Origin of the sequence: Bacteroides togonis (genome assembly GCF_900130135.1) — a bacterium.
Lineage (GTDB): Bacteria > Bacteroidota > Bacteroidia > Bacteroidales > Bacteroidaceae > Bacteroides > Bacteroides pullorum.
In genome coordinates, this window is record NZ_LT670820.1 from 733801 (window position 1) to 752343 (window position 18543).

General features: G+C 57.7%; 12 protein-coding genes. 3 read left to right on the forward strand and 9 right to left on the reverse strand.

Translation table 11 applies throughout. From position 1 onward, the window contains the following. Window positions 1-50: 50 nt before the first annotated feature. Window positions 51-953, reverse strand: coding sequence for an HlyD family secretion protein (locus tag BQ8005_RS03260; RefSeq protein ID WP_075317031.1), 903 nt, complete (start codon window positions 951-953; stop codon window positions 51-53). A gap of 71 nt (window positions 954-1024) precedes the next feature. Next, complete coding sequence (locus tag BQ8005_RS03265; RefSeq protein WP_075317032.1) at window positions 1025-2287, reverse strand: TolC family protein; 1263 nt, start codon at window positions 2285-2287, stop codon at window positions 1025-1027. 182 nt (window positions 2288-2469) lie between these two features. Here BQ8005_RS03265 and BQ8005_RS03270 point away from each other — a divergent pair, with 182 nt between their 5' ends. Beyond that, window positions 2470-3357, forward strand: a complete 888-nt coding sequence (locus tag BQ8005_RS03270; protein WP_075317033.1) for a helix-turn-helix domain-containing protein — start codon at window positions 2470-2472, stop codon at window positions 3355-3357. A gap of 26 nt (window positions 3358-3383) precedes the next feature. Here BQ8005_RS03270 and BQ8005_RS03275 read toward each other — a convergent pair whose 3' ends face one another. From BQ8005_RS03275 to BQ8005_RS03305, 7 genes are all read right to left on the reverse strand, one after another. Beyond that, window positions 3384-4025 carry a DUF4252 domain-containing protein gene (locus BQ8005_RS03275; protein ID WP_075317034.1) on the reverse strand — a complete coding sequence of 214 codons (642 nt, stop codon included), beginning with the start codon at window positions 4023-4025 and terminating at the stop codon, window positions 3384-3386. Between the two features lie 15 nt (window positions 4026-4040). Continuing rightward, the gene (locus BQ8005_RS03280; RefSeq protein ID WP_075317035.1) at window positions 4041-4568 is read right to left on the reverse strand and encodes an anti-sigma factor family protein; all 528 of its coding nucleotides are present in this window, start codon (window positions 4566-4568) and stop codon (window positions 4041-4043) included. After that, complete coding sequence (locus BQ8005_RS03285; RefSeq protein WP_075317036.1) at window positions 4555-5064, reverse strand: RNA polymerase sigma factor; 510 nt, start codon at window positions 5062-5064, stop codon at window positions 4555-4557. Before BQ8005_RS03285 ends, BQ8005_RS03280 begins: the two co-directional genes overlap by 14 nt. Window positions 5065-5392: 328 nt before the next feature. Next, entirely contained in the window at window positions 5393-8623 is a 3231-nt protein-coding gene (carB, locus tag BQ8005_RS03290) for a carbamoyl-phosphate synthase (glutamine-hydrolyzing) large subunit (RefSeq protein ID WP_075317037.1), read from the reverse strand. A gap of 293 nt (window positions 8624-8916) precedes the next feature. After that, window positions 8917-10137, reverse strand: a complete 1221-nt coding sequence (carA, locus tag BQ8005_RS03295; protein ID WP_075317038.1) for a glutamine-hydrolyzing carbamoyl-phosphate synthase small subunit — start codon at window positions 10135-10137, stop codon at window positions 8917-8919. After that, window positions 10134-10346, reverse strand: coding sequence for a glycine zipper domain-containing protein (locus BQ8005_RS03300; RefSeq protein ID WP_072545637.1), 213 nt, complete (start codon window positions 10344-10346; stop codon window positions 10134-10136). Before BQ8005_RS03300 ends, carA begins: the two co-directional genes overlap by 4 nt. A gap of 4 nt (window positions 10347-10350) precedes the next feature. Next, entirely contained in the window at window positions 10351-12234 is a 1884-nt protein-coding gene (locus BQ8005_RS03305; protein WP_075317039.1) for an amidophosphoribosyltransferase, read from the reverse strand. A gap of 482 nt (window positions 12235-12716) precedes the next feature. Between BQ8005_RS03305 and gltB the strand changes: the two genes are divergently transcribed. Continuing rightward, entirely contained in the window at window positions 12717-17243 is a 4527-nt protein-coding gene (gltB, locus tag BQ8005_RS03310; protein WP_075318889.1) for a glutamate synthase large subunit, read from the forward strand. 30 nt (window positions 17244-17273) lie between these two features. Next, the coding region (locus BQ8005_RS03315; RefSeq protein WP_075317040.1) for a glutamate synthase subunit beta at window positions 17274-18543 on the forward strand (1270 nt) is incomplete at its 3' end.

The following is an 18543-nucleotide window of genomic DNA, read 5'->3' on the forward strand; positions in this document are numbered from 1 at the left end:
AAAGATTTTTTATCCAGTCAGAGAAATATATTTCTCCAGTTAGGGAAAAATCATTTTCCAACTGAAGAAAAACGCAAGCCGCCGTACATGCCTATCTTCAGCCCGCCGTCGTTACGCACGGCCACCTTGACGGCATAGACCAAATTGGCCCGTTCGTCACGCGTCAGGATGTTCTTGGGCGTAAACTCCGAGGTATCCGAAATCCACGTCACCTGCCCCTCGTATTCACGCTGCTGCCCGCCACCGTAGTCGGCTACGACGGTCACCGTCTGCCCCAGCCGGACTTCGGCCAACTGCTCGCCGGTGACATAGGCACGCAGGTACATCCGTTCCATGTCGCCCAGCCGAAAGAGCGGTGTGCCGGGTACCACGAACTCGCCCGCCTCGGCATACTGCGCCAGGACGGTTCCAGCCACGGGGGCACAGACACGGCACTTGGCCAGCTGGTCGTCCACCTGCGCCACCTGGATATCGACGGACGACGACTGCCACGACAGGCTGCGGTCGCTGTTCTGCAAGGAAGAGTTCTGCGCCGCCAGCTGCTTGCGCAGCACCTGGAGCAGCGACTCGGCGTCGTCCAACTGCTTACGGTTGGCCGCATCGGCCACCAGCAGACGCTTCACGCGGTCGCGCTCACGTTCGGCCTGACAAATCTGTTCCTGCGTGGCGGCTATCTGCTTGCGGATGTCAGGGCGCTGGTCCGATACGGAACGCGCGCTGGCCTCCAACTGCAGTTTCTTGAGGTAGAGCTGCACGGTGTCCACCTGTCCCACCGCCTGACCGGCTTCCAGCTTCATGCCCTCCTCCACGTCCATGCGAAGAAGTTTGCCCGAAGCCTCGGCAGACACAACGACCTCGGTCGTCTCGAAAGTCCCCGTGGCGTCGTAGCTGTCACCGCCACCCGAACAGGCGGCCAAAGTCAGAAGAAGAAAAGTTGTTGTAAAGAATCTCATATGCATGGTAAATGATTAATGATTAATGGTAAATGACGAACAATTAATTCTCCATTCTCAATTTTCAACTCTCAATTATTCAGCGTGTGCCTCCAGTCGTACAGCCTCATCAGCCACTGTATCTCGTGGATGGCTTTCTGCTGGCGGGCCAGGCTCTCGGCGGTGATGTCGCGCAGGAGGTCGTTCACCGTATATGTGCCGCTTTGCAGCTTGGCTTCCGAAGCCTGACGGATGCGGGTACGCAGGCGGATGATTTCGTCGTCGTCCTCCATCTGACGTCGCAGGGCACGCACATCAGCTTCCTGACGGGTAGCCTCCAGCCCCGTGTTGAAGAGGAAGGTACTGCGTACCGTCTCCAGTTTCCGGCGGCTATTCTCTATCAGGCGACGGTCGTTCTTCAATGTGTAGAGCCGTCCCAGGTTCCACGACAGGCTTACGCCCGCCACGTAGTAAGCCTTGAACTTGTCCTCCAGCATGTTCAAGCCAGGGTTTCCGTATCCGCCTTGTACGAAGAGGCCCAACCGGGGCATATAGCCCGTACGAAGCGAAGCGTCCTGCGCTGTGAGCCGGGCTGTCTGCGCGTCATACCATCGCAGCTCAGGACGACGGTTCTCCCCGCCTTCCGGTTCATCGGCGGCCGGTTTCTCCAGCTTCAGCTCTTCTTCGGACGGGCGGCCCAGATAGAGCAGGAGCATGTCGGCATAGGCACGGCGCGAAGCCTCCATCGCTACACGCTGCTGACGGGTACTGAGCTGTTCCACGGCTACCTCATCTAGGTCACTGCGGTTGGCCGTGCCGTTGTCCACGCAGGCGCTCACCGTGCGGTGCGTCCGTTCCAGGTTGTCCTGCAACAGGCGGTTCTGCTCCAGCTGTTCGTCCAGCAGCAGAATGCCGAAGTAGAGCTGGTTCACCCGCTCGTCCAACGCATAGAGGTCCACGTTCAGTTTCTCCGTATTGACCTCGGCTCCGGCACGCACCAGCTGTTTGCGCCATTTCGTCTCGCCGCCGTCCCACACAGACTGCTGCACCTGCAGCGTTACCTGATACTGGTCGCGGGGCATGAAGTTGATGTCGATGCCCGGCAACTCGAAAGGCAGTTTGGTCACATCGCTCTGATAGGACGCCTTGGCCGAGAGGCTGACCTGAGGCAGATAAGCTTTGGCGACATTGGCCACATCGTACTGCGCAGCCTGCTCAATCAAGCCATATTGGCGGATGAGGGGATAATTGTCGCGTGCCTGGTGGCGGCATTCTTCCAGCGAGAGCTGCGCACGAAGCGGCGGCAGGCACAGGGCAGACAATAATAAAGAGAGGAGCAATCTGTTTCTTTTCATAAGCAACAAGAGTTAAGTGAACCAATCATGTTGCAAAGATAAAAGGAAACGGGACAGATATACATTCTTTCGCGCAGTATCTCTGTCCCATTTGTACGATTTTCGGTAGAAATGTCCGCCAACATTCCCCTTTTTCTGTTTTTATCCGCATATTTGCGTCATCATTATCAAACGAAAGCATCATGGAACACCAGAAACCCATCCACCTGACACTCGACTTTCTGAACGGAATCGGTGTAGCCGCCAACAACGACTACGCCTTCATCAACCGCGAAATGGGCATTGTGAGCAGCATGTGCGGCATGAACAACCGCCTCTTCAAGACCGGCCAGCCCTATCGGGCCAAGGAAGTTCGGATATTCCACGTGAAGCAGGGCAAGGCACGTACTTCGGTCAACCTCATCGAGCACACACTGGGAGAACACGCCTTCGGTATCATCCCGCCGGACTCTCTCCTGGAGTTCCTCGAATTCGACGACGAGTTCGACTTCCAAGTGCTTGCTGTGGACAGCAACTTCATTCCTACGCCCCAGCACGTCGTCCTGACAGACCAATATACAGGACAAGCCTTCTGCATGAGCGACAATCTGGAAGAATGGCAACGGACAGGTGCCTATTTCTCGCTGATATGGGATGCCGTCCATCTGCATCCCTACCGGCGTGAAGCAGTACGCCATCTGGTCACATCGCTGTTCTACCACTTCCACTACCTGCAGGCCGACAACCACCGCGACGAACAGCTTCGTCCGTCACGTCAGGAAGAACTGTTCCGACGTTTCATCACGCTGGTCAACGAGCACTGCAAGACACAGCGCACCACAGCCTTCTACGCCGACCGCCTCTGCCTGTCGCCCCGCTACCTGAGTTCCGTCATCCGCGACGTCAGCGGACGCACCGTCGTGGAGTGGGTCAACCAAGCCGTCATCCTCGAAGCCAAAGTACTGCTGAAGCACAGCGACCTGCTCACCTATCAGATAGCCGACGAGTTGCACTTCCCCAACCCTTCGTTCTTCAGCAAGTTCTTCAAGCGGATGACGGGCATGACGCCGCAGGAATATCAGCGGACGTAAAAACACTGCACTGTTACCGAACCCATTTAATCCCGAAGCGACTTCATGTCATCGCCCAGCTTCTTCATGTCTTCGACAAACTTTTTCCATTCGTCGGAGCTGAACGCACGTTCCAGGTCCTTCAAGTCGATATGAGATCCCTGAATGCCCATGGCCTGCAAGTCTTCCAAGCGATAGCCTCGGGAAGGAGCGACGTATCCACTGGTATTCTGGTAGAGCAGGATGTTCTGCACGTCCTTGGTCGTCATCTCCCCTTCCAGGTAAACGAACTTCAGCGAGGCGGCCCCGTTGGTTACCATTATCAGCTCCTTCACCTTGTCGCCCTTGCGGCTGACGTAGAACTCGGAGGAAGACACCGTGCCCTTCTGCTTCATCAGCAACTCGTAGCGTGAGGACTTCACCAGTTCGCGGATGTCTTTCAGCAAATCCGATTTGATCATTTTGTCCATCGTAGAGACAATCTGCACCGAGTTCAGCTGCGAAGCCGCCTTGCCGATGTAGATGTCTTTCGTGAACAGGCTGGGGTTCATCTCCAGCATGGCTTTGGAGATATAGACAGACGACACGTTCTTCCTGTCGCTGTATTTCTTGAACAACTCCTGTTGGGCCTGGCCCAGCAACGGTAATGCCAGCAGTAGGCTGACCAAAAGTAATCTGACGTTTTTCATAACAATTGATGATTTTTATTTGGATAATTCTTGTTTCACTTCTTTCTGCACCACGTCCATCTGCGACTGCACTTCCTGCATTTGTTCGATGCCGGCCCTCCAGTTGCTCGACATTTCACTAAATGTAGCCTGTAGCACACGATAAGCGTCCTGCGGGTCGCTGAAGGTGTCGAGCGGCGTAGGCGGCACAGGTTTCTTCTCCATCGTATCCACACCCCACCCGATGCCTATCAGCACCAGGAACGTGGCCGCCACGCCGACCGCCCAACGCCAGTTGCGGCGCGTACGATTGGGACGGAGGAAGTGCGGCATCTCCTCGTCCTTGCGGTCTATCAGGCGCGACAGCTTCGCTTCCAACCCTTCAGGCACAGGTACTTCCTGCGGACTCTCCTCTTCCAGAGCCGCCAACAACCTGCGGTCGGCCTCCAGATGTTCGGGCACGTCCTGCGTGCGCAAGGCTTCCTTCAGCCTGCTTTCTTCGTGTTCGTCCGTTGTCCCTTCGTAGTAGGCAGCGAGCAACCGTTCCATTTCATCGACTTTCATAGTTGTTCCATTTTGTAAATTCTTCACGTATCTTCTTTCTCGCCCTCGACAGGAGCACACGTACATTCACCGCATTCAGTCCCGTCAGCCGCTCCACCTCTTCGTAGGAGCATCCCTTCACGTCGCGCAGCATCATCACCATCCGCTGCTGCCGGGGCAGACGGGCTATCAGCATCCTCACCAGCTGTACGTCGTCCTTCGCGTCCCGGCCGTCGGCAGGCAGTGCGTTCTGTGCTTCGGTCAGGGGCAGGTGCTGCCTGTCGGAAAGGTATTTGCCTGATCGCAGTAGGTCGAAGCACATGTTCTTCACCAACGTAACGGCAAAGGCTTCGGGATTGCTGATGAGCGTCAGCTCCTCGCGCTTGCTCCACAGCTTCAGGTAAGCTTCCTGAATGAGGTCCTCGGCGTCTTCGGCGTTATCCAGCAACCTGCAGGCCACTCCGTACAGCTTGGCGTGGCAGGGCAGAAACATTCGTTTGAAACTCTCGGCATCCATGTGCTCTTTCTTCTATTCTTCTTTTATCAGTCCTATACCCATCAGACGTCGGGGCAAAGTGTTTTGTTACAAAGACAACCTGTTTTTTTATGCTTCCCCTGCATTTAGACACAGGACATAATGATTGTTTAAGCCGGGCAAACAGACATTGTAGTTGGGATCTATAAAGTCCGTAGTTACGGCGCTAATGTTCATAGTTACGGTGCTGAAGTCCATAGTTACGATGCTGAAGTTGCATTCTATCCAAACGCAGATGCAACAGTAAAAAAACAAATGGACTGCCCCGAAAGACAGCCCATTCATATAACGGTTCGCGCGGAAGCTCGAATTACTTATACTCCGCCCATGACTTGATGCGCAGGTCGTCCACCGACATCGTGCAGAAGGCATTGATGAAGGCGCTGGCCAGACGGGCGTTGGTGATGAGCGGGATGTTGAGGTCGATGGCCGCACGGCGTATCTTGTAGCCATTGCTCAGCTCGCCCGCCGTCAGGTTCTTGGGGATGTTGACCACCATGTCGATTTCCTTCTTGTGGAGCATGTCGAGCGCCTGGGGCTGGCCGTCCTCGCTGGGCCAGTAGACGCGGGTGTTCTCCACGCCGTTCTCGGTGAGGAACTTCGACGTGCCGCCCGTGGCGAAGAGCTTGTAACCCTTGCGCTGCAGCTGACGGGCCGCCTGAAGCATGTCCACCTTCTGCTTTGTGGAACCGGTGGACAGCAGGATGTTCTGCTTCGGGATGCGGTAGCCCACGGAAAGCATGGCCTTGAGCACGGCACACGAGGTGTCGTCGCCGATGCAGCCCACCTCGCCCGTAGAGGCCATGTCGACGCCCAGCACGGGGTCGGCCTTCTGCAGGCGGTTGAAGGAGAACTGCGAAGCCTTGATGCCCACGTAGTCCAGGTCGAAGAGGTTCTTGTCCGGCTTCTCTACGGGGATGCCCAGCATGACCTTCGTGGCTAGCTCAATGAAGTTGAGCTTCAGCACCTTGCTGACGAAGGGGAACGAACGCGAGGCACGGAGATTACACTCGATGACCTTGATGTCGTTGTCGCGCGCCAGGAACTGGATGTTGAAAGGGCCGGAGATGTTCAGCTCCTTGGCTATCTCGCGGCTGATGCGCTTGATGCGGCGCACGGTCTCCACGTAGAGCTTCTGCGGCGGGAACTGGATGGTGGCGTCACCCGAGTGCACGCCGGCAAACTCGATGTGCTCGGAGATGGCGTAGGCGATGATTTCGCCGTTCTGTGCCACGGCATCCATCTCCACCTCCTTGGCGTGCTCGATGAACTGGCTCACCACCACGGGGTGTTTCTTCGATACGTTGGCCGCCAGCTGGAGGAAGCGCTCCAGCTCTTCCTGGTTGGAGCAGACGTTCATGGCGGCGCCGCTCAGCACGTAGCTGGGGCGGACGAGCACGGGGAAACCTACCTTTTGGATGAAAGCGTTGATGTCTTCCATCGACGTCAGCGCACTCCATTCGGGCTGGTCCACGCCGATGCGGTCGAGCATGGCGGAGAACTTGTCGCGGTCTTCGGCATTGTCGATGCTCTTGGCCGAGGTGCCGAGGATACGGACCGGCTGCGCGTCGAGACGCAGGGCCAGGTTGTTCGGTATCTGACCGCCGGTAGAGACGATGACGCCGTGCGGGTTCTCCAGGTCGAGGATGTCCATGACGCGCTCGAAGGTGAGCTCGTCGAAGTAGAGGCGGTCGCACATGTCGTAGTCGGTGGACACGGTCTCGGGGTTGTAGTTAATCATCACACTGCGGTAACCTTCTTTGCGGATGGTGTTCAGGGCCTGCACGCCGCACCAGTCGAACTCCACGCTGGAGCCGATGCGGTAGGCGCCCGAACCGAGGACGACGATGCTGCGGTGGTCGCCCAGGTAGCGGACGTCGTTGGCCGTGCCGCTGTACGTCAGGTACAGGTAGTTGGTCTGCGCCGGATATTCGGCGGCCAGCGTGTCTATCTGCTTCACCACGGGCACGATGCCGCGCTCCTTGCGGTGGCGGCGCAGGGTGACGATGGCGTCTTCCATCTCGCCTTCCATGCCGATGGCGCGGGCCACCTGGAAGTCAGAGAAGCCCTGACGCTTGGCCCTACGCAACAGGTCGTCAGGCAGGTCGGAAAGCAGCTTGTGGTTGCCTGCCCACTCGTGCAATTCCTTCGAGGTGCGCATGATGTTCATCAGCTTCTCCAGGAACCAGCGATCTATCTTGGTCAGCTCGTGTATCTGGTCTACGGTGTAGCCGGCACGGAAGGCTTTCGAGATGACGAAAATACGTTTATCGGTCGGCTCGCGCAGTGCCTTGTCTATGTCGAGAATGACGAGTTCCTTGTTCTCTACAAAGCCGTGCATGCCTTGGCCTATCATACGCAGGCCCTTCTGGATGGCTTCCTCGAAGGTGCGGCCGATGGCCATGACCTCGCCCACGGACTTCATCGACGAGCCCAACTCCTTGTCCACACCGTGGAACTTGCCGAGGTCCCAGCGCGGTATCTTGCACACCACGTAGTCCAGCGCGGGCTCGAAGAAGGCCGAGGTGGTCTTGGTCACGGAGTTCTTCAGGTCGAACAGTCCGTAGCCCAAGCCCAGCTTGGCGGCCACAAATGCCAGCGGATAGCCGGTAGCTTTCGACGCCAGAGCCGACGAGCGGCTAAGGCGGGCATTGACCTCGATGACGCGGTAGTCCTCGGACTGCGGGTCGTAGGCATACTGCACGTTACACTCGCCCACGATGCCGATGTGGCGGATGATGCGGATGGCCAGCTCGCGCAGCTTGTGGTAGTCGGTGTTCGAGAGCGTCTGGCTGGGGGCGATGACGATGCTCTCGCCTGTGTGGATGCCCAGCGGGTCGAAGTTCTCCATGTTGCAGACGGTGATGCAGTTGTCGAAGCGGTCGCGCACCACCTCGTACTCCACTTCCTTCCAGCCGCGGAGGCTCTTCTCGACGAGCACCTGGGGCGAGAAGGAGAAGGCTTTCTCCACCAGCACGTTCAGCTCTTCCTCGTTGTCGCAGAAGCCCGAACCCAGTCCGCCCAGCGCATAGGCGGCGCGGACGATGACGGGATAGCCCAGCGCGGCGGCGGCGCGACGAGCGTCTTCGGCGTTCTCCACTGCCTCGCTCTTGATGGTCTTCACGTCGATTTCGTTCAGCTTCTCAACGAAGAGTTCGCGGTCTTCGGTGTCGATGATGGCCTGTACGGGGGTGCCCAGCACCTGGACGCCGTACTTCTCGAGCACGCCTTCCTTGTAAAGGGCCACGCCGCAGTTCAGCGCCGTCTGCCCGCCGAAGGCCAGCATGATGCCGTCCGGACACTCCTTCTCGATGACCTTCTCGACGAAGTACGGGGTGACGGGCAGGAAGTAAATCTGGTCGGCCACGCCCTCCGAAGTCTGCACGGTGGCGATGTTGGGGTTGATGAGGACGGTCTGGATGCCCTCTTCCTTGAGGGCCTTGAGTGCCTGCGAACCGGAGTAGTCGAACTCGCCGGCCTCGCCGATCTTCAGCGCGCCCGAACCGAGCAGCAGGACTTTACGTATGTTGTTCTCTTTCATATTTTGTTCAATTATTTCGTTCTTTCTTTATTTATCTCATTTGCCGGTGCCCGCTGAGGGCGTTTTCAGGGGAAATGGCCTCAGGAGTACTTCTGGAGGGGGTTCGGAGACTCCAGGGAGTGACGGACGAAGACTCTAGGGAGTGTTGGCCTATGACTCTAAGGAGTGTCGGTCGATGACTCTAAGGAGTGTCGGGCAGAGACTCTAAGGAGTGTCGGCCGAAGACTTCGGGATGTCTTCGCAAGCCCCTCAAAGTGTAAATATCCATTACCTCTTTGAACGGCTATTCCCCCTCAGAGCAGCTTCACGAACTCGTCGAAGAGGAACTCCGTGTCCGTAGGTCCCGAAGCGGCTTCGGGGTGGAACTGGGCGGAGAACCAGGGGTTGCGCTTGTGGCGGATGCCTTCGTTGGAGCCGTCGTTCATGTTGATGAACAAGGGTTCCCAGTCGGCGCCCAGCGTGTTGTTGTCCACCGCGTAGCCGTGGTTCTGGCTGGTGATGAAGCAACGCTCTGTGCCCACCATGCGCACGGGCTGGTTGTGGCTGCGGTGTCCGTACTTCAGCTTGTATATCCGCGCGCCTCCGGCCTTGGAGAGGAGCTGGTTACCCATGCAGATGCCGAAGATGGGGAGCTTTTCATTGGCCATAGCCTTGCGGATGTTCTGCACGGCGGCGTCGCACGTGTCAGGGTCGCCCGGCCCGTTGGAGATGAAGAGGCCGTCAAACTGCAGCTGGTTGAAGTCGTAGTCCCAGGGCACGCGGATGACCTCCACGCCGCGGCGCAGGAGGCAGCGCAGGATGTTGGTCTTGACGCCGCAGTCAACGAGGACGACCTTCTTTAATTGAGAATGGAAAATGGATAATTGAGAATTAAGTTCCTCCTTCGGGGTGGAGACGGGGAAGGTCTTGCTCTCCCCTGCGGCATAGACGATGATGTCTTTGCAGGAGACGCGGTCCACGTAGTTCACCTCTCCATAGTTGAATGAAGAATGAAGAATGTCGGCTTCGCCTCCGAATGAAGAATCAGGCTGCACTGCGGCGCCGCACGGCAATTCTTCATTCTTCATTCTTAATTCTTCATTTTCATCGAATACGATGCGCCCCATCATGACGCCATGCTCGCGCAGCACCTTGGTCAGCTCGCGGGTATCGATGCCCGTGATGCCGGGCACCTGTTCACGCTTCAGCCAATCGGCCAGGCTCTCCACAGCGTTCCAGTGGCTGTAGTTTTCGGAGTAGTCACTCACGATGATGGCCTCGGCGTGTATCTTCTCGCTCTCCATGAAGGTGGCCAGTCCGTTACCTTCTATGGTGAAGGGCGGCACGCCGTAGTTGCCCACCAGCGGGTAGGTCAGAGTCATCAACTGGCCGGCATACGAAGGGTCCGTCAGGCTCTCGGGATATCCCGTCATGGCCGTATTGAACACCACCTCGCCTGCTACCGGCTTTTCATAACCGAACGACTGGCCGCGGAAGCGGGTACCGTCGTCGAGGATAAGGGTTACGTTTCTCATTGTTTGTTCGTATCGTTATTGTTACTGTTGTTGTCTTTGTTCTTTCTCTTCTTCATCACACTCAGAGAAAAGGCCATGGCTACACCCATGGGCAACCAGAGGGCCAGGTTGTCGAGAATGATACCCAAGGCCGTACCTAATGACAGGCCGATGGCTAACGAGGAACCGTCGATATTTCCTTTGTCCTTCTGCTTCTGTTCTTCTTCCATATACTTAGAATTGATAGACTTGTTCGATGTAGTCGATGAAGGCCCTATTGAGCAGCTTCACGCCGCCGGGCGTGGGATAGTTGCCGCTGAAGTACCAGTCGCCCGGATGGTGGGGGCAGGCCTCGTGCAGCCCCTGGAGAGGCTGATAGACTATCTGCACCTTGGCACGGACGCTCTCGGGCTTGAGCAGTTCCACCATCTTGGCCGCTATCTCGTCGTCGGTGAAGGGGGCATAGATGTCCTTCACGTAGTTCACCATCTGCTCCTTGGGCAGGTCGGCCTGCGCCTTGGCCTTGCGGTAGGCGGCGGCGATGACGTCCTTCATGTCGCGGTCGCGCAGCAACTCGATGGCCGCCTTGAAAGCGATGAACTCGCTCATGCGGGCCATGTCGATGCCGTAGTAGTCGGGGTAACGTACCTGCGGCGATGAGCTGACGATGACAATCTTCTTCGGATTGAGGCGGTCCAGGATACCGATGATGCTCTGCCGCAAGGTGGTGCCGCGCACGATGGAGTCGTCGATGATGACGAGGTTGTCCACACCCGTCTCCAGGCTGCCGTAGGTGATGTCATAGACGTGGGCGGCCAGGTCGTTGCGCGTGTTACCCTCGGCAATGAACGTGCGCAGCTTGATGTCCTTGATGGCCACCTTCTCACTGCGGATGCGGCGAGAGAGAATACGCTCCAGCTCGTCGTGGCTGGGGTTGTGGCCCAGGGCGGCAATCTGCTTCACCTTCTCTTCGTTCAGGTATTCGTCCAGCCCCTGAAGCATGCCGTAGAAGGCCACCTCGGCCGTGTTGGGGATGAAGGAGAAGACGGTGTGGTCGATGTCGTAGTTGACAGCCTTCAGGATGCTGGGCACCAGCTTCTCGCCCAGCAGCTTGCGTTCGCGGTAGATGTCCATGTCGCTTCCGCGGCTGAAGTAGATGCGCTCGAAGGAGCAGGGACGCAGCTCGCGCGGCTTGTTGATCTGCACCGTGCGCAGGCGTCCCGCCTTGCTGATGAAGACGGCCTGTCCCGGCTGCAGTTCGCGAATGCTGGCGGCAGGCACGTTGAGCACGGTCTGTATCACGGGACGCTCGCTGGCCAGCACGGCTATCTCGTCGTCCTGATACCAGAAGGCGGTGCGGATGCCCCACGGGTCGCGCACGGCGAAGCTCTCGCCGCTGCCCGTCAGGCCGCACATCACGTAGCCTCCGTCCCAATCCTTACTTGAGGTACGCAGCACGTTGGCCAAATCGACATGTTCTTCGATATAGTGGGTGATGTCCATGCCCGTCAGTCCTTCGGCCTCGGCCAGGTTGAAGAGGCGTTCCACCTCGCGGTCCAGACGGTGGCCCACCTGCTCGAGCATGATATAGGTATCGGCATACTTGCGGGGATGTTGCCCCATGGCGGTGATGCGGGCAAATATTTCGTCCACGTTGGTCAGATTGAAATTACCGCAGAGAGCCAGGTTCTTGGCCCGCCAGTTGTTGCGGCGCAGGAAGGGGTGCACATACGTCAGGCCGGACTTGCCGGTAGTGGAGTAGCGCAGGTGCCCCATATAGACCTCACCGGCAAAGGGCAGGCATTTCTCGGCATAACCGGCATCGACCAGCTGTTCGGGCGTCAAGTCCTTGAAGTGGCTCTGTACGGTGGAAAAGATTTCGGTAATGGCTCCCGAGCCCAAGGCACGTTCGCGGAACATGTATTCCTCGCCGGGATTGGCGGCCAGCTTGACACAGGCCAGTCCGGCTCCCTCCTGTCCGCGGTTGTGCTGCTTCTCCATCAACAAATAGAGCTTGTTGAGCCCGTACATCCACGTGCCATACTTCTTTTGATAATAGTCGAGCGGCTTGAGAAGGCGTATCATCGCCACGCCGCATTCATGTTTCAGTGGTTCCATATCGCTATACTGGATTGTTTGTTGTCTTTTCCTGAATTCGGATGCAAATATCGGTAATTTTACTGAGACCTGTATCATTTTAAGTCGCCAATGCTATAACTTTTTTCCCTTGCAAGCTCCATAGTTCAGTACGCTCCTTATTTCAGCTGCAAATTTAGGAATAAAAATATCATTATGTCATTATTTATATAATTTATTTATCACAATAACATAAAACAACGAATTTAGCGTCATAATGCTTCATTTGGATAAATTTTACAGAAAGGGAGCAAAATAACAATATAACAGATATAAAGACTTATATATTACAATCTAAAACAAAAATAAACTATCTAGGTTTTATTCTATCACCCCACATGAATATATCTAAAAATTCCTATCAGAAAATGAAAGATAGAAAGAACAAACAGAAAGATAATTTATACCTTTGCATTACACTTTAACACAAAAACATCAATAAAAGAAGAAATATGAAAGATGAAATGAGTATTAAAAAGCAGAGAGGAAAATTATCAAGCCAAATTTGCGACAAAACGGACAGGCGAAAGGAAGGACTCTATGACCCCGCGCACGAGCACGATGCCTGCGGTGTGGGAATGATTGTGAACCTAAACGGAAGCAAGTCGCACGAACTGGTGGACTCCGCCCTGCGAGTACTGGAGAACATGAAACACCGCGGAGCAGAAGGCGCCGATAACAAGACGGGCGACGGCGCAGGTATCATGGTACAGATTCCACACGAATTCATCCTGCTGCAAGGCATCCCGGTACCTGAAAAAGGTAAATATGGTACAGGACTCATTTTCTTGCCCAAAGATCCGAAGGAACAGGAACATATCCTGAGCATCGTCATTGAAGAAATAGAACGGGAAGGGCTCACCCTGATGCACCTGCGTGCGGTCCCCGTCAACTCGGATATTCTGGGACAGAGTGCACGCGAGACGGAACCGGACATCAAGCAGGTATTCATCACCGGAGCCGGACACACGGAGAACCTGGAACGCACACTCTACATCATCCGCAAGAAGATAGAGCAGCGCGTACACCAAAAGGATTTCTACATCGTGTCCCTGTCCAGCCGTACCATTATATATAAAGGTATGGTGTCGTCCACCCAGGTGAGGACATACTTCAGCGACCTGACACAGCCCTACTTCACCAGCGGACTGGCCATCGTCCACTCGCGTTTCAGCACGAACACCTTCCCTACATGGAGTCTGGCACAGCCCTTCCGCCTGCTGGCGCACAACGGCGAAATAAACACCATCCGCGGCAACCGCGGCTGGATGGAAGCGCGCGAAAGCGTACTTTCTACCCCTACACTGGGCAACGTGAAAGATATCCGTCCCATTGTCCAACCGGACATGAGCGACTCAGCCTCGCTGGACAACGTACTGGAATTCTTCGTCATGTCCGGCCTGAGCCTGCCACACGCCATGGCGATGCTGGTGCCCGAATCGTTCAACGACAAGAACCCCATCAGTGAAGACCTGAAGGCTTTCTACGAATACCATTCCATCCTGATGGAGCCATGGGACGGTCCGGCGGCCCTGCTTTTCAGCGACGGACGATATGCCGGCGGTATGCTGGACCGCAACGGTCTGCGCCCCGCCCGCTACCTCATCACGCACGACGGCATGATGGTGGTGGCCAGCGAAGCGGGCGTCATCAGCTTCGAAGCCGAAAAGATCAAGGAAAAGGGACGGCTTCAACCGGGCAAAATTCTAATGGTGGACACCGAGGAGGGACGCATCTACTACGACGGCGAACTGAAGGAACAATTGGCAGCCGCCAAGCCCTACCGTCAGTGGCTGTCGGCCAACCGCATCGAGCTGGATACCCTGAAGAGCGGACGTAAGGTGGCCAATACTGTGGACGACTACAACCGGCGACTGCGTGCCTTCGGTTATACCCGTGAGGACGTAGAACGTATCCTCGTACCCATGTGCAGCAACGGTGCAGAGCCTACGGCCTCCATGGGTAACGACACCCCCCTGGCCGTGCTGAGCGACCAGCCACAACTGCTGTTCAACTACTTCCGCCAGCAGTTTGCACAGGTGACCAACCCGCCCATCGACCCCATCCGCGAGGAATTGGTGATGTCGCTGACCGAGTACATCGGTGCCGTAGGCATGAACATCCTGCTGCCCAACGAAACACACTGCAAGATGGTGCGCCTGCCCCACCCCATCCTGAACAATACGCAGCTGGATATCCTCTGTAACATCCGCTACAAAGGCTTCAACACCGTAAAGCTGCCTATGCTTTTCGAGGCCGCACGTGGCAAGGCGGGCCTGCAGGAAGCTCTCGACCGCCTGTGCAAGGCTGCCGAACAGGCCGTGACAGACGGAGCCAACTATATCATCCTGTCAGACCGCGGCATCGACGCCCGGCAGGCAGCCATCCCCTCACTGCTGGCCATCAGCGCCGTGCACCATCACCTCATCAGTGTGCAGAAGCGGGTGCAGACGGCCCTCATCGTGGAGAGCGGCGAAATCCGCGAAGTGATGCACGCCGCCCTGCTGCTGGGCTACGGCGCCAGCGCCATCTGCCCCTACATGGCCTACGCCGTACTGGACGACCTGGTGAAGAAGGGCGAGGTACAGATGAACTATGAAACGGCAGAGAAGAACTACATCAAGGCCGTCTGCAAGGGGCTCTACAAGATTATGAGCAAGATGGGTATCAGCACCATCCGCTCTTACCGCGGCGCCAAGATATTCGAGGCAGTGGGTCTGAGCGAGGAACTGCTCAAGGGCTACTTCGGTACCTCCACCTCTACCATCGGCGGCATCCGTCTGGAAGAGATTGCCAAAGACTACATCACCTTCCACGACAACGGCTTCGTGCCCGAAACGACAGACCCGCTCCTGCCCTACATCGGACAGATGTCCTACCGCAAGGACGGCGAGCGCCACGCCTGGAACCCGGAGACCATCAGCACTCTGCAACTGGCCACCCGTACCGGCAGCTACAAGAAGTTCAAGGAGTTTACCCGCGTGGTGGACGAAAAGCAGAGTCCCATCTTCCTGCGCGACTTCTTCGGCTTCCGCCGCAACCCGATAGACATCAGCCAGGTGGAGCCGGTAGAGAGCATCGTAAAGCATTTCGTCACGGGTGCCATCTCGTTCGGCGCCATCAGCAAGGAGGCACACGAAGCACTGGCACTGGCCATGAACGAACTGGGCACGCGCAGCAACACGGGCGAAGGTGGTGAAGACAACGCACGCTTCCACGACACGGTGGACGGTATCAGCCTCTCCAGCAAGACGAAGCAGGTAGCTTCGGGACGTTTCGGCGTAACGGCAGAGTATCTGGTGAACGCCGAGGAGATACAGATCAAGGTGGCCCAGGGTGCCAAGCCGGGCGAAGGCGGACAACTGCCAGGCTTCAAGGTGGACGAGGTCATTGCCCGCACGCGCCACTCCATCCCGGGCATCTCGCTCATCTCGCCGCCGCCCCACCACGACATCTACTCCATCGAAGACCTGGCACAGCTCATCTTCGACCTGAAGAACGTGAACCCGCGCGCTGCCATCAGTGTAAAACTGGTAGCCGAAAGTGGTGTAGGCACCATTGCCGCCGGTGTGGCCAAAGCGAAGGCCGACCTCATCGTCATCTCGGGTGCTGAGGGAGGTACGGGCGCATCGCCGGCCTCGTCCATCCGCTATGCGGGCATCTCGCCGGAAATAGGCCTGAGCGAAACACAGCAGACACTGGTACTGAACGGCCTGCGCGGACAGGTACGCCTGCAGACCGACGGCCAGTTGAAGACCGGCCGCGACATCATCAGCATGGCCCTGCTGGGTGCCGAGGAATTTGCTTTCGGCACCACAGCCCTCATCGTACTGGGCTGCGTAATGATGCGCAAATGTCACTCAAACACCTGCCCCGTGGGCGTAGCGACCCAAGACCCCAAGCTGCGGGCCCATTTCCGCGGACACTATAAATACGTGGTAAATTACTTCCGCTTCCTGGCACAGGAAGTACGCGAGTATCTGGCTGATATGGGCTTCACCCGTCTGGAGGATATCGTGGGCCGTACCGACCTCATCGAACTGCATCCCGTTGCCAAAGGCACGAAAGCCAGCCTGCTGGATTTCAGCCGCATGCTATGCCGTATGGATAGCAACGCCGCCCTGCACCATTGTACCGAACAGAAGCACGACATCGCCCACGTGAAGGACGTGGAGATGCTGGCAGCCGCCACGCCCGCTCTGGAAAGCCGCCGCGAAGTGTCGCTGGAGTACGCCATCGGCAACACCGACCGCGCCGTGGGTGCCATGCTTTCGGGAGCCGTAGCCACCCGATATGGAAATGACGGCCTGCCCGACGGTACCATCAGCGTGAAGTTCAAGGGTTCGGCCGGACAGAGCTTCGGAGCATTTCTGGCCCGCGGCATCAGCTTCAAGCTGGAGGGCGAAGCCAACGACTACTTGGGCAAGGGCCTGAGCGGCGGACACATCGCCGTGCTGCCGCCTGTACGCAGCAACTTTGCCGCCGAACAGAATACTATCGTGGGCAACACCCTGCTCTATGGTGCCACCAGCGGCGAGGTCTACATCAACGGACGGGCGGGCGAACGTTTCGCCGTGCGCAACTCGGGTGCCATCGCTGTCGTCGAGGGCGTGGGCGATCACTGCTGCGAGTACATGACCGGAGGTCGTGTCGTTGTACTGGGACAGACGGGCCGCAACTTTGCTGCGGGTATGAGTGGCGGTGTGGCCTACGTGTGGGACCCGCACGGCACGTTCGACTACTTCTGCAACATGGACATGGTGGAACTCTCGCTGCTCGAAGACTCCACCGCCCGCAAGGAGCTGCACGAACTTATCCGCCAGCACTACCTCTACACCGGCTCCACACTGGCTCGCACCATGCTCGACAACTGGCCGCGCTATGTAGAAGAATTCATTCAGGTGACACCTATCGAGTACAAGAAGGTGCTCGCCGAGGAACAGATGCGCAAGCTGCAACAGAAGATTGCGGAGGTGCAGAGAGATTATTAAAATTCTCAATTCTTAATTATCAATTATCATATGGGAACCCCCAAAGCATTTCTTACCATCCCGCGCCAGGAAGCGGGATACAGACCGATACACGAACGTATAAACGACTATAGCGAAGTAGAACAGACACTGAATACCAGCGAACGCAAGCTGCAGGCCGGCCGTTGCATGGACTGCGGCGTGCCCTTCTGCCACTGGGCCTGCCCGCTGGGCAACCGCCCGCCCGAATTTCAGGACGCCCTGTGCAAGGGCGAATGGCAGAAGGCCTACGATATCCTGAGCCGAACGAACGACTTCCCCGAATTCACGGGCCGCATCTGCCCCGCCCTGTGCGAGAAGTCGTGCGTGCTGAAGCTCTCGTTCGACGCCCCCGTCACCATCCGCGAGGACGAGGCTGCCATCATCGAAGCCGCCTTCCGCGAAGGATACATCCGGCCGCAGCAATACGAACGCAATGGGCGCCGCGTAGCCGTCATCGGTTCTGGCCCCGCCGGACTGGCCGCCGCCAACCAGCTGAACCGCCGCGGCTACGAAGTCACCGTCTTCGAACGCGACGAGCAGCCGGGCGGACTGCTGCGCTACGGCATACCGAACTTCAAGCTGGGCAAGAACATCATCGACCGCCGCCTGCGCATCATGGAGACCGAGGGCATCGCATTCCAGACCGGCAGCGAGATAGACCTCGCCCGCCTGCCCGAAGGCTTCGACGCCTACGCCATCTGCACCGGCACGCCGCAGGCACGCGACCTCGCCATCCCCGGACGCGACCTCGCGGGCATCCACTTCGCCATGGAGATGCTGGCGCAGCAGAACCGCGTACTGGCCGGACAGACGTTCGACGCGAAAGAGCGCATCACCGCCCGCGGCAAGCACGTCCTGGTCATCGGCGGCGGCGACACGGGCAGCGACTGCATCGGCACCGCCCACCGACAGGGCGCCCTGAGCGTGACGCAGATAGAAATCATGCCCCAGCCGCCCGTGGGCCACAACCCCGCCACCCCCTGGCCGCAGTGGCCCGTGGTGCTGAAGACCAGCTCCAGCCACGAAGAAGGCTGCACGCGCCGCTGGTGCCTGAACTCCAACCGGTTTATCGGACGAAACGGCCGCGTCACCGGCGTCGAGGTGGAAGAAGTGGAGTGGCTGCCCGCGCCCGACGGCGGACGCCCCGTGATGAAGTCCACCGGCCGGAAGGAGGTCATCCAGGCCGACCTCGTGCTGCTCGCCATGGGCTTCCTCCGCCCCCAGCTTCCCGAGCTGCCGCAGAACGCCGTCGTGGCGGGCGACGCTGCCACCGGCCCCA

Coding starts and splice junctions, on each gene's coding strand:
- BQ8005_RS03270 (WP_075317033.1), top strand. CDS start 2,470: ATGGAACACCAGAAACCCATCCACCTGACACTCGACTTTCTGAACGGA.
- carA (WP_075317038.1), bottom strand. CDS start 10,137: ATGAGAAACGTAACCCTTATCCTCGACGACGGTACCCGCTTCCGCGGC.
- gltB (WP_075318889.1), top strand. CDS start 12,717: ATGAGTATTAAAAAGCAGAGAGGAAAATTATCAAGCCAAATTTGCGAC.
- BQ8005_RS03300 (WP_072545637.1), bottom strand. CDS start 10,346: ATGGAAGAAGAACAGAAGCAGAAGGACAAAGGAAATATCGACGGTTCC.
- BQ8005_RS03305 (WP_075317039.1), bottom strand. CDS start 12,234: ATGGAACCACTGAAACATGAATGCGGCGTGGCGATGATACGCCTTCTC.
- carB (WP_075317037.1), bottom strand. CDS start 8,623: ATGAAAGAGAACAACATACGTAAAGTCCTGCTGCTCGGTTCGGGCGCG.
- BQ8005_RS03285 (WP_075317036.1), bottom strand. CDS start 5,064: ATGGATGCCGAGAGTTTCAAACGAATGTTTCTGCCCTGCCACGCCAAG.
- BQ8005_RS03265 (WP_075317032.1), bottom strand. CDS start 2,287: ATGAAAAGAAACAGATTGCTCCTCTCTTTATTATTGTCTGCCCTGTGC.
- BQ8005_RS03275 (WP_075317034.1), bottom strand. CDS start 4,025: ATGAAAAACGTCAGATTACTTTTGGTCAGCCTACTGCTGGCATTACCG.
- BQ8005_RS03260 (WP_075317031.1), bottom strand. CDS start 953: ATGAGATTCTTTACAACAACTTTTCTTCTTCTGACTTTGGCCGCCTGT.
- BQ8005_RS03280 (WP_075317035.1), bottom strand. CDS start 4,568: ATGAAAGTCGATGAAATGGAACGGTTGCTCGCTGCCTACTACGAAGGG.